We start from the raw sequence: 12485 nt of genomic DNA on the forward strand, positions 1-12485 counted from the left end.
GCCTAACCTGGTCCCATGCAGGGGCTGGGCAATGAGCACCCGAGCAAGGCGGAGTGGCGTACCCGGCTCACCCGGGCGCGGGGTGCCGTCTCGCCCGAACAGCACGCCGCGGATGCCGCCGCGCTCGCCGAAACGGCCGCGACGCTGGCGCACGGGACCGTTTGCGCGTATCTGCCGTTCGGCACCGAACCGGGGTCGACGGCGATGCTCGACGCGCTGCTCGCGGGCGGCGCGCGCGTGCTGCTCCCGATCGTCCCGCCGACGCCGGGACCGTTGGAGTGGGCCGAGTACACCAGTGAGGATGCCCTGGTCAGTGGCCGTTTTCGTGGGGTCAGGGAGCCGTCGGGGCCGCGGCTGGGAACGCGCGCGGTCGGTGAAGCCGGGCTGGTGCTGGTGCCCGCGCTGGGTGTCGATCGCCGGGGTGTCCGGCTGGGCCGGGGCGCGGGTTTCTACGACCGTTCGCTGATTTTCGCCCCCGACGCGGATCTGCTCGCCGTCGTCCGTGACGACGAGCTGGTCGATCTGCTGCCCGGCCAGGAGCACGACATCCGCATGCGTGGAGCGCTGACACCCGGGCGTGGTGTGGTCCGGTTCACAGAACTGTGAAAGCAGCGGCACTACCTGTGGCGTGTCCCGGACGCCTCGCGCGCGGAGCAGGAGGGGAATTGCGCGAAAGGAATGCTGTGGCGCACAATCGCGTTAGCACTCTTGTAGAGCGAGTGCCAGTGAAGGAGCAAGCCGTGCCGACCTACCAGTACGCCTGCAAGGAATGCGACCACCGCTTCGAGGCCGTGCAGTCGTTTTCCGATCCCAGTCTGACCGTGTGCCCGCAGTGTTCCGGCCAGCTCCGCAAGGTCTTCAGCTCGGTCGGCGTGGTCTTCAAGGGCAGCGGCTTCTACCGGACCGACTCGCGGGAGTCGTCGAAGTCGTCGAGCACGGCCGCCACCCCGGCGAAGAGCGAGGGTTCGAAGTCGGAGTCCAAGTCCGACTCGAGCAGCTCCGCCGGCTCGAGCACGAGCTCGTCATCCTCCTCCTCGGGTACGACGAAAACGGCCGCGGCCGCCTCCTGACGACCCGGGTTATCCACAACACCCCAGTTGTCCACAGCTCGCGGGTCCGGCCCTTTCGCCGGGCCCCGCGTCGTCCCTAACGTCGGATTCATGCGGCACCGCGCCGCACCGATCCGACGAGGGGGACACCATGCACGCACTGCTCCGCACTCACCTACCTGCTCTTGCCGGGCTGCCCGTATGGGGGTGGCTGCGCGGGCGCCGGGCCCGGTTGCTCCGCCGCTGGCTCGCCGCCGGTCTGCTGCTCACCGGGTCACTGGCCCTGTTGCTCCCCGCGTCCGCGAGAGGCGCGCCCGGCACGCCGACCGTCGTCACCGTCCGCGATCTGCCCGCGGGCACGGTGCTACACGCCACCGACGTCAGACTGGCCGAGCTACCCGACCCGGTCCGCCCCACGGGCGCCCTCGGAGATCCCAGCGTCCTCGAAGGACGGTTGCTCGCCGGCCCGGCACGGGCGGGTGAGCCGCTCACCGACGTCCGCTTGGTTGGCGAGAGCATCCCCGGAACGGGTGATCCGACGACGTCCACGGTGCCCGTCCGGCTGGCCGACGCGGGCGTCGCCGAGCTCCTCCGTCCTGGCCGGCGTGTCGACGTCGTGGCCGCCGCGGAAGCGGGCAGCCCGGCATCGGTGCTGGCCAGCCAAGCCGTGGTGGTGACCGTCGGCCGGGCCGAGACCGGTGGGGTCCGCGGAATCGGCCCGCCGGAGAAGGGCCCGCTGGTGTTGCTGACGCTCCCGGCGGCGGTCGCGACACAGGTCGCGGCGACTTCGCTGGAACGACCGGTAACAGTTACTCTCCGCTAGCCCGCGCCCCTTCGTGGCGTGACGGCGTCCCCTGGAGTTAGCGGGTCGGTCGAGTCACCGTCCCCGGTTTTGAGGAGTCAGCGTGCTCAAAGGTTTCAAAGACTTCCTGATGCGCGGCAACGTCGTGGACCTCGCTGTCGCGGTGGTCATCGGCGCGGCCTTCACCTCGATCGTCACGGCGTTCACCAACGGGCTGATCAAGCCGTTGATCAACGCGATCGGTGGCACGGACGCGGCGCAGGGCCTCGGGTTCCGGGTCCTGGGCGCGAACGAGTCGACGTTCATGGACTTCGGCGGCGTGATCAACGCGGCGATCAACTTCGTGCTCGTGGCCGGGGTGGTGTACTTCGCGATCGTGCTGCCGGTGAAGCACCTGCAGGAACGGCGCAAGCGTGGCCAGGAATCCGGGCCCGCCGAGCCGACCGACGTCGAGTTGCTGAAGGAAATCCGGGACCTGTTGCGCGCGCAGCAGCAGAACGGCCGGAACTGACTCCGGTGGCCGCGTCAGCGGTCGTGATGGGGCGGGCGGTTCTCCAGGTACCACGAGTCGGGGTCCGGGCCACCGGGCTCGGGCCCCCGCTCGTCGGACGTCGTCTCGGGCAGCACGTCCCCGAAGATCTCGTCCACCCGCCGCTTCTCGCGGGAGCTCTGGGGTCTGCGTTCCTTACCCGACATGACCACATTGTCCCACTGCCGCCACGGCGGCTCATCCGCAGCTTGAAAACTCCAGAGAGATGAAATGCCGGGCAGGCCGGTCAGTCCAGGCCGGAGAGCTCGTCGATCACGTGCGGGACGAGCGACGACAGGGTCGCCATACCGTCGCGGACGGCGGCACGTGAGCCGGCGAGGTTGACCACGAGCGTGCTGCCGGAGACTCCGGCGAGACCACGCGATATCCCGGCGTCGACGGCGCCCGCGGCGAGCCCGGAGGCGCGCAGCGCTTCGCCGATGCCCGGGATGGGGCGGTCGAGGACGCCGGCGGTGGCGTCGGGGGTGCGGTCCCGGGGCGAGACCCCGGTGCCGCCGACGGTGATCACGAGGTCGGCGCCGCCGATGACGGCGGTGTTGAGCGCGTTGCGGATGCCCGCGGTCTCGGCCTCGACCACGACGACACCGTCGACGATGAAGCCCGCTTCTTCGAGCAGCTCCGTGACCAGCGGGCCGGTGTTGTCCTCGTGTTCGCCGTGCGCGACGCGGTCGTCCACGATGACCACGAGAGCGCGGCCCAGCCGTTGTGCACTCCGTTCCATGGCGACCACCGTAGCCGGTTCCGGGCGCCCCGGCTCGTGCCGGTGCGGAGAGTTTCTGACGATTCCGTGACATGATCGGCTTCCGCGGGGTACCGGCCGCCCCGCGGCCCTAGCGTCGGGGTGTGCGCGTTCTCATCACCGGCGGGGCCGGGTTCATCGGCTCCCACATCGCCGACCTGCTGGCTGATTCGGGCGATGAGGTCGTGGTCCTGGACAAGCTGTTGTCCACGGCTCACGGCTCGTCGTCCCCACCGGCCTACACGCGGCGGCACCGGTTCCTGCGGGGTGACGTGACCGACACCGAGATCGTCGCCGAACTGCTGGACGGCGTCGACGCCGTGTGCCATCAGGCGGCGGTGGTCGGGCACGGCGTCGATCCCTCGGACGCGCCGTCGTACGCCCTGCACAACGACTACGGCACGGCGGTGCTACTGGCCGGAATGTATGCCGCCGGGGTGCGGAAGCTGGTGCTGGCCTCGTCGATGGTGGTCTACGGCGAGGGACGGTACGCGTGCCCGGACCACGGTGTCGTTCCGCCTTCGCCACGCCGTCAGTCCGATGTGGACGACGGACGGTTCGAGCCGACGTGTCCGCGGTGCGGCACCGAGCTGGGCTGGCGGCTCGTGCCCGAGGACGCGCCGCTGTCGCCCCGCAGCACGTACGCGGCCACCAAGCTGGCCCAGGAGCACCTGGCGGCCGCATGGGCGCGGCAGACCGGTGGCACGGTGTGGGCGATGCGGTATCACAACGTGTACGGCCCACGGATGCCGCAGAACACGCCCTATGCCGGAGTGGCGTCGCTGTTCCGCTCGGCGCTGCTGCGCGGCGAGGCGCCGACCGTGCTCGAAGACGGCAGGCAGCAGCGGGACTTCGTCCATGTCCACGACGTCGCCAGGGCGAACGCGCTCGCCCTGCGCACCGACGGCCCGTCCGGCGACCTCGTGCCACTGAACGTGTGTTCCGGCGAACCACACACCGTGGGCGAGCTGGCCGAAGAACTCGCTCGCGCGTGTGCCGGTCCGGCACCCCGCGTCGTCGGCGGCGCGCGTCCTGCCGACGTCCGGCATGTCGTCGCCGATCCTGCCCGGGCCGAGGAGTTGCTCGGGTTCACCGCGGAAACCGGCTTCGCGGAGGGCATCGCGGATTTCGCCACGGCCGAGCTACGCGACCCCGTGGGCGGTTGACGGGTGGTCGTAGCGGCGGTGGCCGGTTTGCACCCGGTTATGGTCCACAGTGGACCAGGCGGGGAGAATCGGCTCCGGGCGTGACTAGCTGAGTTTCCAGGCGCCGCTCACGGTGAGTGAGCCCTTCAGCACACCGGTGGCGGCGGTGAGCGCCGTGCTCGCGGTGGTCCAGTCGACGGTTTCGTTCCAGGAGCCCATCACCGCGACGGCGAAGGTCCGGGACGCGGTGCGGACCAGGCCGGTCGTGTTGAGCACGCGACGGCCGCCGGAGGTGCCCCAGCCCTGCTTCACCGCCCAGTCCGCGCCCGGGAACGCGCGCGGAATCCCGAAGTGCTGGTCGAAACCGTCGGCGGCGCTGCGCGGGGCGCTTTCCATTGCCTCGGTGACGAAGTCGCGTTCCTCCTCGGGCAGTTCCGCGGTGATGTGCCGGTAGACCGTGATGACGTCGGCGGGCGACATCTGGGTGGAACCCCACTGGCCGATGTCGGCGGGCGGCGAGGTGTTCGCGAGGCCCAGCTTCTCGGCCTGCCGCCGGACGATCGCCGGCCCGCCCTGCTGTTGCCACAGCTGGCTGGCGACGCGATCGTCGCTGGCCGCGAGCATCTCGTGGACGGCCGTCGCCTTGCCGCCCGAGGGCATCCCGGAACTGTCCATCAGGTCCAGCGCGATGAGCAGCTTCACCACAGAGGCGGTGGGCTGCGCCTGATCGGCTTTCCAGCTCAGCTCCACCGCGCACGCGTCCAGATCGACGACCTCGATCTCGAGGCGGGGATCGTTTCCCTTGCTCAGCAACGCTTCCCTGGCTTCGGCGATAGCACTCGCGTGCTTGCCCGCCGTCTCGGCCGGAGCCGAGCGGCACCCGGCGTGCCAGTCCTCGCCTCCGGATCCGACGATCACGGCGATCGCTGCGCACAGAGCTCCCACCACGAGGAGCGCGGCGATCCCCACGAGCACCTTCATCTGCGCGAACTGCTTCAGCAACGGTCCACCTCCGCCGGAAAACGCGAGCAATGCGAAGGTATTCAGGACGGGGATCGCGGGTATCGTCCGAAGAGCCGGTCCATTCCGGCCAGCCGGTGGGCAACCTCGCCGGAACCGGCGCGTAGATCAGCCGAATGGCCGATCCCCTGCGATCCCAGCCGCGCTAAGCCGCGGACACGCTCCAGCCCGGCGGCGAGCTCAGGACGTGGCCAACGGCAGGCGGACCTCGAACCGGCAGCCGGGGCCGTGATTGAGCACGCCGATCCGGCCGTGATGTGCCTCGACAAGGCCTTTGGCGATCGCGAGACCGAGCCCGCCACCGGCTTCGCCACCGCGTTCCGGTGTCCGCGCCCTGGTTCCGCGGAAGGCGACGTCGAAGACGCGGCCGATTTCGTCCTCGGGGATGCCACCGCAGGAGTCATCCACGGCGAGCAGCGCGTCGGTGCCGTCCACGCCGAGCTGCACCGCGACCGTGCCGTCCGGTGGGGTGTGCCGGATCGCGTTGGACACCAGGTTCCGCACGATCCGCGCGAGTTCGGGGTCGCTGCCGGAGACCACCGGCCAGGCATCGGCGTTTTCCAGCACCCGCACGTGTTTGCGCTGGGCCACCGGTGCTTGCGCGGCGACCGCGTCGCTCACGACGTCGCGTAGCGGCACCGCGGACATGGTCAGCCGCAAGGCACCCGCGGTGATCCGGGACAGCTCGAACAGGTCGCCGACCATGCCGGACAGCCGGGTGGTCTCGCCGGCGATGCGCTGGGCGTACTCGGTCACCTCGGCGCGCTCGGAGACGACTCCGTCCGCGAGCGCCTCGGCCATCGCCTGGATTCCTGCCAGGGGGCTGCGCAGGTCGTGGCTGATCCACGCGACGAGTTCGCGGCGCGAGGCCTCGGCGGCCCGTTCGCGCTCACGGGCCTCCCGTTCCCAAACGCTGCGACGCGCGATGGCCCGGCCCAGCACGATCGCGGCGGGCACGGTGATCAGTGCGACGAGCAGGCATACCAGTGCCATCGTGGTCAGGGCCGGGGTGAACATGAACCCGCTGACGCCGAGCACGCCGACGAGGGTGGCGAGCACCGGGATCAGCACGAGCACGGTCAGCGTGCTGGCGAGCGAGCCGCGGCGCAGCACATAGAGCACGACGCCGCCGAGTATCGCGACCGGCAGTGAGAACAGCAGCGCGACCGGCAGGATGTGCCAGACGTGCGCCAGCATGGCGCTGAAGGACTCGCTGGGTTCGATCATGGCTGTATCCGGTCGTAGCGGTAGCCGACGCCCCACACCGTCGCCACGCGGACGGGTTTCGCCGGGTCCCGTTCGATCTTTTCCCGCAACCGTCGCACGTGGACGGTCACAGTGGACTGATCGCCGAAGTCCCAGCCCCACACCTTCTCCAGCAGGTCGGCGCGGGAGAAGGCGACACCGGGGTGGGCGAGGAAGAAGGCGAGCAGGTCGAACTCGCGGGTGGTCAGCGGCAGTTCGGCGCCGTCGAGGGTGGCGTACCGGGCGGGCATCTGCAGCCGGAGGTTGCCGTCGGCGAGTTCCGCGGTGGCGGGCTGCGGCTGTGGCATCCGCGCGCGGCGCAACACGGACGTCACCCGCAACGCGAGTTCCTTGGGGCTGAAGGGTTTCGTGACGTAGTCGTCGGCGCCGAGCTGGAGACCGGCGATCCGGTTCTCCTCCTCGCCGAGTGCGGTGAGCATGACGATCGGCACCTGGCTCAGCTGCCGGAGCCTGCGGCACACCTCGAGTCCGTTGACGCCGGGCATCATGACGTCGAGCACGACCAGGTCCGGCTCCTGGCTCGCGAACTTCGCCAGTCCCTCGGCGCCGTCGCCCGCCATGTCGACGGTGAAGCCGGCGACTTCGAGGTAGCGCCGCACGACGTCGCGGACGGTCTCGTCGTCGTCCACCACGAGCACCCGGCCGGGTTGTTCGGTCATCGACATCCCCTCACCAGCTCGTCAGCAGCAGATGGTTGACCGCCAGCGCCGTCATCGCCTGCCCGGCCAGCCACCAGCGGCGGGCTGGGAATGGCAGCAACGCGGTCAGCGGCAGCACCCACGCCACGAACGGTAGCCAGATCCGTTCGACCTCCGCCTTCGACAGGCCGGAGACATCCGCCGCCACGATCGTGAGCAGTGCGGCGAGCCCGATCAGCAGCACCGGGTCACGCAGTCGGGACCACCGCGGTTTCGGCAGGAACACCTCGGTGACACCGCGCCGGGCGGCAGCGATGAGGGCGGGTCCCGCGGCGATGGCCACCGCGGCCAGGTCGGCCCACACCCAGTACGAATACGGCCTCAGCGTGGCGATGCCCTGGTAGTACCGCTCGACGACCAGGTGATATCCGTCCAGCCACCAGAAGCCGGCGACGGCGAAGGCCGCGACGACACCCAGAGCGGCGGCCAAGGCGAGCGCGGCCGCGCCCCATTGCCTGCCCAGCACGGCCACCACGAGAGCCACCAGCCCCAGCAGCACCAGCCCGTAGGACAGGAAGATCCCGAACCCCAGCAGCACTCCCGCCGCGAGGGCCGAGGGCGCGGCGTAGCGGCGGCCCCGCGTGAATCCGGCTGCCGCGAGCGCCAGCAGGGCGACGCCGGTCGCGGTGACTCCGGCGAAGAGGCCGTCGGCGGAGACGCCCATCCACACCGCGGCCGGGCTCAGCACGGCGAAGGGCAGTACCGCGCGAGCAGCGTCGGGACGTCCGAGCAGCGACACGGTGGCCGGTACGGCGACCGCGACGAGACCGCCCACGAGGACGACGAGCGTCGAGGCCCAAGCGCCACCATGCAGGCCGAAGCGGTCGAGCCAGACGAACACGAGGGTGGCGCCGGGCGGGTGCCCCGACACGTGGGTTGTCCAGGAATTCGGCTGGAAATCGAGGATGCGCGAGGAGAATTCCCGCAGCATGCGCGGGATGTCGGTGATCCCGGGTACCTCGTGCAGGTATTCGTCCGGTGTCGTGAGCCGTCCGGTGAATCCGCGCGTCCAGCCGTCGACCATGGCCAGCGAGAACGTCCAGCCCAGCGACCCGAGATAGCCGACGGCGAGCGCGCGACGCCACGGCAGCCGGGCAGCGAGCGCCGGTCCCCACGCCACGACGGCGAAGGCGATCAGCACGGCGAAGACCGAGCCCGGCCCGACATGCGACAGCCAGACCGCGAACAACGGCGGTGCCTGGGCGTAGATGACCACCCCGGAACCCGGCCGGTTGTAGTACAGCCCCACCGCGGTGGCCGCGGCGATCACCAGGAGAGCCGCGCCGACGGCGATCAGGTCGGCGCGGGGGAACCGGCGGGTTCGGACAGGCGCGGGCGGGCCCGGCGCGTCGGCGACCTGGGCGGCCGGAATCGACTCGCTCATCACCGGCACCTTAGCCCCGTTCCGCACCGTCCACCGGGTCTCGCGGCGATCCGTCACCGGTCGGTAAGAATTCGCCCGCCGTCACATTTTGGTAAGCAGCGCAAGGATTTCACACCGTCCATCCTGGACTTACCGTACGAGGCGTGAGGGAATTCGAGGTGGATGTCGTGCTCCCGTGCCTGGACGAGGCCGGGGCGCTCCCAGCTGTCCTGGGCGGGCTGCCGCCGGGTTACCGGGCCATTGTCGTCGACAACGGCTCGGCCGACGGGTCGCCCGAGATCGCCGCCGCGTACGGCGCGAAGGTCGTCCACGAGCCCCGGCGAGGTTACGGCGCGGCCGTGCATACCGGATTGGAGTGCGCCACGGCGGACATCGTGTGTTTCGCCGACGCGGACGGCTCACTCGATCTCGCCGACCTGCCGCGTTTGGTCGAGGCGGTGCGCTCGGGCACGGATCTCGCTGTCGGCAGGCGGGTGCCGACCAGCCCCCGGGCGTGGCCGTGGCACGCGCGGGCAGGCAACGCGGCGCTGTCGCTGCTGTTGCGGAGCCGGGGTCTCCCGGTGCGCGACATCGCGCCGCTGCGGGCCGCGCACCGGCAGGCTCTGCTCGATCTCGGTGTCGTCGACCGCGCTTTCGGGTATCCGCTCGAACTGCTGGTCAAGGCGCAGCGTGCGGGATGGCATGTGCGCGAGTTCGACGTCAGCTACGGCGAACGAGCTGCCGGGACGAAATCGAAGGTGTCGGGTTCCGTGCGCGGCACGCTGCGCGCGGTCCGGGATTTCGGGCGGGTGCTGGCCCGATGACCGCCCGGTTCTGTCTGCTGGTGGTGGCGAAAGCGCCCGTGCCGGGGTTCGCGAAGACCCGGCTGTGTCCCCCGGCCACCGCGGCCCAAGCGGCCGGGATCGCCGCGGCCGCCTTGCTCGACACGCTCGCCGCAGTCCGCGCGACCTCCGGTGCCGTGCCGGTGGTGGCGATGACCGGTGACCTCGGCGATGCCGCCCGAGGCGCGGAGATCGCCGAGGCGCTGAGCGAGGTCACGGTCATCGCCCAGCGGGGTGGTGATTTCGGTGAGCGGCTCGCCAACGCTCACGCCGACACCGCTGCCGCATACCCCGGGCTCCCTGTGCTGCAGATCGGCATGGACACCCCGCAGGTCGCGCCCGGCCTCTTCGAGAGCGCGATGACTTCCCTGCTGCGCAAGGAATCCGAGGCGGCACTGGGCCTCGCCGAGGACGGCGGATGGTGGGCGCTCGGACTGCGCGACCCGCTCGAAGCGCGCGTTCTCACCGACGTCCCCATGTCGCGGCCGGACACCGGCGAGCGGACCCGGCAGGCGCTGGCCGTCTCCGGCTTGTCCGTCACTCCGGTCAGCACACTGTCCGATGTGGACACCATCGCCGATGCCCACCATGTGGCCGCGCTGTGCCCGGGAAGCCGATTCGCCCGCGCAGTCGCCGAGGTCGCCGTGCTTCCGGTACCCGTCCGATGAAGACGGGCACGGAGTTCGACCACGGTCTGCTCGGCCACCGGTGCTGGCTGGAGCTCGCGAACGGCGAGCGGGTCGAACTGCCGGTGGAACGCTGGACCGGCCGGCCGTGCCCCGGGGACGACGTGCTGCTCGACGCCTGCACCGGGCCGACCCTCGACATCGGCTGTGGACCGGGGCGGCTCACCGCGGCGCTGACCCGGCGGGGTGTCGCCTCGCTCGGCGTCGACAGTTCACCGACCGCGGTCCGGCTGACCCACCAGCGCGGCGGGGTTGCCTTGTGCCGCAGCGTTTTCGACCGCATGCCCGGCGAAGGCCGCTGGCGGCACGCGCTGCTCGCGGACGGCAACATCGGCATCGGCGGCGAGCCCGCGGCGTTGCTCCAGCGCACCGCGGCGCTCATCGCCGAGGACGGCGACGTCCTGGTCGAGCTCGACCCACCGGGCTTCGGCCTCCGGCACGAACGGGTGCGGCTGCTGCCCGGCCGTCCCGAGGGCCGGTGGTTCACCTGGGCGTGGGTCGGCGCGGACCGGATCACCGAGGTCGCGGCGACCGCCGGACTCCACGTCGCCTGGATCGCCCGTCACGGACATCGCTGGTTCGCACGGCTGGAGAAGGTATGAAACGGCTGCCGGTTCCGGATGAAGAACGTTTCACGGCCGCGGCCCACTCGCCGCGGGTGACGGCACGGGTCGGGCTGTGGCTGGCGATCACGTTCACCACGTGCTTCGTGACCGGACTGCTCAGTCACCTCATCCAGCATCCGCCGGAGTGGTTCCTCTGGCCCAGCAGGCCGATCTGGCTCTACCGCGTCACCCAAGGGTTGCATGTCGTCGCCGGTGTCGCGTCGATCCCGCTGCTGCTGGCGAAACTGTGGAGCGTCTATCCGAAGCTGTTCGGCAAGCCGCTCGTGCGGTCGATCCCGCACGCGGTGGAGCGGCTGTCGATCCTGGTGCTGTCCGCAGCCGCGTTCTTCGAGCTGACCACCGGTCTGCTCAACGTCGCGCAGAACTACCCGTGGACGTTCTACTTCCCGCAGGTGCACTACGCCGTCGCGTGGGTGGCGATCGGGTCGATCCTGGTGCACATCGCGGTGAAACTCCCCGTCATCCGCCGGGCACTGACACGTCGACCGGCCGATGATCCCGAACCGCCGTCGGCCGGATTGTCCCGGCGCGGGTTCCTGCGCACCACGTGGCTGACCGCCGGGGTGTCCGTGGTCGCGACGGCGGGCGCGACGGTTCCGTTGCTGCGTAACGTTTCTGGGCTGTCGTGGCGCACGGGCAACGGAACCCAGGGGCTGCCGGTGAATCGCACCGCCACCGCCGCGGGCGTGGTCCAGGCGGCGCAAGCCACGACGTGGCAGCTGTCCGTGGTGACCTCGGCCGGGACGCGGACGTTCTCGCTCGCCGAACTCCGCGCACTCCCGCAGACCACGGCCGAACTGCCGATCGCCTGCGTCGAGGGCTGGAGCCAATCGGCCATCTGGCGCGGTGTCGCCTTTCCGACGCTGCTCACGGCCGTTGGCGCGCAACCAGGCGCGACGGTACGAGTGTCCTCTTTGGAGCGTTCCGGGCTGTACGGCGTGAGCGTGCTGCCCGGCGAGCACACGGCGGACGCGTTGACGCTGCTCGCGCTCGAACTCAACGGCGAGGTGCTCGACCTGGACCACGGCTTTCCCTGCCGGATCATCGCGCCGAGCCGTCCCGGTGTCCTGCAGACGAAGTGGGTCTCGAAGCTGGAGGTCTGGTGAAAACGACCCGTGTGCTCCTGCTCCTTCCCGGGCTCGCCGCGCTGGCCTGGGGCGCGATCCTGTTCGGCGAGTACCTTTTCCCGCTCCGCGCCGACGTGATCGGCACGCTCGGCTGGCTCGTCGGCAGCCCGCTGGTGCACGACGCGGTGATCGCGCCGGTGGTCGGTCTCGCCGGGCTCGGCGTGAGCCGCCTCGTGCCACCGTTGTGGCGAGCGCCGGTGCTGACCGGGGCCGCTTTCAGCGGGGTGCTGGGGCTGCTGGCGTTTCCGCTGTTGTGGCGGCCCTACGGCAATCCTCCGATGCCTGGGCTGCACGACGGGCATCCCGGCGCCGGACTGCTGCTCACGCTCGCCGTGGTCTGGGCGCTGGTCGTGCTGACCGGTGTCGGCCGGACGGTGCTCGTCCGGCGCCGTACAGACAAGAGCCACGCGCGACCGGTGTGAGTGCCGGGTCGCGCGTGGCTTCGAAGGTCCGGCCCACCCAGAGGCCGGAGCTGGTCTCGGGGGGGGGGCGGGCGCGGCGGCGCGCGCGGGCGGGCCGGCGGCGGCCGGGCGCCCGCGCGCCCCCCACCCCCACACCGCCAGCCAGAGGCT

16 protein-coding genes are annotated in these 12485 nt (G+C 70.9%); 10 read left to right on the top strand and 6 right to left on the bottom strand.

All coding sequences use genetic code 11. The features are described 5' to 3' along the window. The first annotated feature begins 15 nt into the window (after positions 1-15). The 4 genes from ACFWX1_RS30915 to mscL all read left to right on the top strand — a co-directional run bounded on the left by ACFWX1_RS30915 (position 16) and on the right by mscL (position 2362). Positions 16-606 (top strand): 5-formyltetrahydrofolate cyclo-ligase, encoded by a 591-nt coding sequence (locus ACFWX1_RS30915; protein WP_378393283.1) that lies wholly within the window; start codon positions 16-18, stop codon positions 604-606. Between the two features lie 134 nt (positions 607-740). Next, a complete protein-coding gene (locus ACFWX1_RS30920; RefSeq protein ID WP_378393284.1) occupies positions 741-1070 on the top strand; it encodes an FmdB family zinc ribbon protein in 330 nt (109 codons plus the stop codon). A 130-nt stretch (positions 1071-1200) separates the two neighbouring features. Continuing rightward, positions 1201-1872, top strand: coding sequence for an SAF domain-containing protein (locus ACFWX1_RS30925; RefSeq protein ID WP_378393285.1), 672 nt, complete (start codon positions 1201-1203; stop codon positions 1870-1872). 82 nt (positions 1873-1954) lie between these two features. Beyond that, entirely contained in the window at positions 1955-2362 is a 408-nt protein-coding gene (gene mscL, locus ACFWX1_RS30930) for a large-conductance mechanosensitive channel protein MscL (protein WP_378393286.1), read from the top strand. A 14-nt stretch (positions 2363-2376) separates the two neighbouring features. On the opposite strand, the gene ACFWX1_RS30935 is transcribed toward mscL, so the two are convergent. Continuing rightward, entirely contained in the window at positions 2377-2547 is a 171-nt protein-coding gene (locus tag ACFWX1_RS30935) for a hypothetical protein (RefSeq protein ID WP_378393287.1), read from the bottom strand. Positions 2548-2627: 80 nt separating this feature from the next. Next, positions 2628-3122, bottom strand: a complete 495-nt coding sequence (locus tag ACFWX1_RS30940) for a MogA/MoaB family molybdenum cofactor biosynthesis protein (protein ID WP_345393810.1) — start codon at positions 3120-3122, stop codon at positions 2628-2630. A 122-nt stretch (positions 3123-3244) separates the two neighbouring features. Here ACFWX1_RS30940 and ACFWX1_RS30945 point away from each other — a divergent pair, with 122 nt between their 5' ends. Beyond that, a complete protein-coding gene (locus tag ACFWX1_RS30945) occupies positions 3245-4306 on the top strand; it encodes an NAD-dependent epimerase/dehydratase family protein (RefSeq protein ID WP_378393288.1) in 1062 nt (353 codons plus the stop codon). Between the two features lie 84 nt (positions 4307-4390). Here the strand turns inward: ACFWX1_RS30945 and ACFWX1_RS30950 are convergent, their stop codons facing one another. The 4 genes from ACFWX1_RS30950 to ACFWX1_RS30965 form a co-directional block, all read right to left on the bottom strand. Beyond that, on the bottom strand, positions 4391-5287 hold the full coding sequence (locus ACFWX1_RS30950) for a serine hydrolase (protein WP_378393289.1): 897 nt from the start codon (positions 5285-5287) through the stop codon (positions 4391-4393). 198 nt (positions 5288-5485) lie between these two features. Continuing rightward, positions 5486-6532 carry a sensor histidine kinase gene (locus tag ACFWX1_RS30955; protein WP_378393290.1) on the bottom strand — a complete coding sequence of 349 codons (1047 nt, stop codon included), beginning with the start codon at positions 6530-6532 and terminating at the stop codon, positions 5486-5488. Next, the gene (locus ACFWX1_RS30960; RefSeq protein WP_378393291.1) at positions 6529-7230 is read right to left on the bottom strand and encodes a response regulator transcription factor; all 702 of its coding nucleotides are present in this window, start codon (positions 7228-7230) and stop codon (positions 6529-6531) included. Before ACFWX1_RS30960 ends, ACFWX1_RS30955 begins: the two co-directional genes overlap by 4 nt. Before the next feature lie 10 nt (positions 7231-7240). Further along, positions 7241-8653 (bottom strand): hypothetical protein, encoded by a 1413-nt coding sequence (locus ACFWX1_RS30965; protein WP_378393292.1) that lies wholly within the window; start codon positions 8651-8653, stop codon positions 7241-7243. 158 nt (positions 8654-8811) lie between these two features. Between ACFWX1_RS30965 and ACFWX1_RS30970 the strand changes: the two genes are divergently transcribed. The 5 genes from ACFWX1_RS30970 to ACFWX1_RS30990 are packed head-to-tail and all read left to right on the top strand — an operon-like array spanning position 8812 to position 12335. Then, the gene (locus ACFWX1_RS30970; protein WP_378393301.1) at positions 8812-9456 is read left to right on the top strand and encodes a glycosyltransferase family 2 protein; all 645 of its coding nucleotides are present in this window, start codon (positions 8812-8814) and stop codon (positions 9454-9456) included. After that, positions 9453-10142 (top strand): DUF2064 domain-containing protein, encoded by a 690-nt coding sequence (locus ACFWX1_RS30975; protein ID WP_378393293.1) that lies wholly within the window; start codon positions 9453-9455, stop codon positions 10140-10142. The genes ACFWX1_RS30970 and ACFWX1_RS30975 overlap by 4 nt, the downstream gene beginning before the upstream one ends. Continuing rightward, entirely contained in the window at positions 10139-10762 is a 624-nt protein-coding gene (locus tag ACFWX1_RS30980) for a methyltransferase domain-containing protein (protein ID WP_378393294.1), read from the top strand. Before ACFWX1_RS30975 ends, ACFWX1_RS30980 begins: the two co-directional genes overlap by 4 nt. Continuing rightward, the gene (locus ACFWX1_RS30985) at positions 10759-11892 is read left to right on the top strand and encodes a molybdopterin-dependent oxidoreductase (protein ID WP_378393295.1); all 1134 of its coding nucleotides are present in this window, start codon (positions 10759-10761) and stop codon (positions 11890-11892) included. Before ACFWX1_RS30980 ends, ACFWX1_RS30985 begins: the two co-directional genes overlap by 4 nt. Beyond that, positions 11889-12335 (top strand): hypothetical protein, encoded by a 447-nt coding sequence (locus ACFWX1_RS30990; protein WP_378393296.1) that lies wholly within the window; start codon positions 11889-11891, stop codon positions 12333-12335. Before ACFWX1_RS30985 ends, ACFWX1_RS30990 begins: the two co-directional genes overlap by 4 nt. Positions 12336-12485: the final 150 nt, after the last annotated feature.

The sequence above is a fragment of the Amycolatopsis sp. NPDC059021 genome (assembly GCF_042739895.1).
Classification (GTDB): Bacteria; Actinomycetota; Actinomycetes; order Mycobacteriales; family Pseudonocardiaceae; genus Amycolatopsis.

Coding starts and splice junctions, on each gene's coding strand:
- ACFWX1_RS30915 (WP_378393283.1), top strand. CDS start 16: ATGCAGGGGCTGGGCAATGAGCACCCGAGCAAGGCGGAGTGGCGTACC.
- ACFWX1_RS30925 (WP_378393285.1), top strand. CDS start 1,201: ATGCACGCACTGCTCCGCACTCACCTACCTGCTCTTGCCGGGCTGCCC.
- ACFWX1_RS30935 (WP_378393287.1), bottom strand. CDS start 2,547: ATGTCGGGTAAGGAACGCAGACCCCAGAGCTCCCGCGAGAAGCGGCGG.
- ACFWX1_RS30940 (WP_345393810.1), bottom strand. CDS start 3,122: ATGGAACGGAGTGCACAACGGCTGGGCCGCGCTCTCGTGGTCATCGTG.
- ACFWX1_RS30955 (WP_378393290.1), bottom strand. CDS start 6,532: ATGATCGAACCCAGCGAGTCCTTCAGCGCCATGCTGGCGCACGTCTGG.
- ACFWX1_RS30960 (WP_378393291.1), bottom strand. CDS start 7,230: ATGACCGAACAACCCGGCCGGGTGCTCGTGGTGGACGACGACGAGACC.
- ACFWX1_RS30965 (WP_378393292.1), bottom strand. CDS start 8,653: ATGAGCGAGTCGATTCCGGCCGCCCAGGTCGCCGACGCGCCGGGCCCG.
- ACFWX1_RS30975 (WP_378393293.1), top strand. CDS start 9,453: ATGACCGCCCGGTTCTGTCTGCTGGTGGTGGCGAAAGCGCCCGTGCCG.
- ACFWX1_RS30980 (WP_378393294.1), top strand. CDS start 10,139: ATGAAGACGGGCACGGAGTTCGACCACGGTCTGCTCGGCCACCGGTGC.
- ACFWX1_RS30985 (WP_378393295.1), top strand. CDS start 10,759: ATGAAACGGCTGCCGGTTCCGGATGAAGAACGTTTCACGGCCGCGGCC.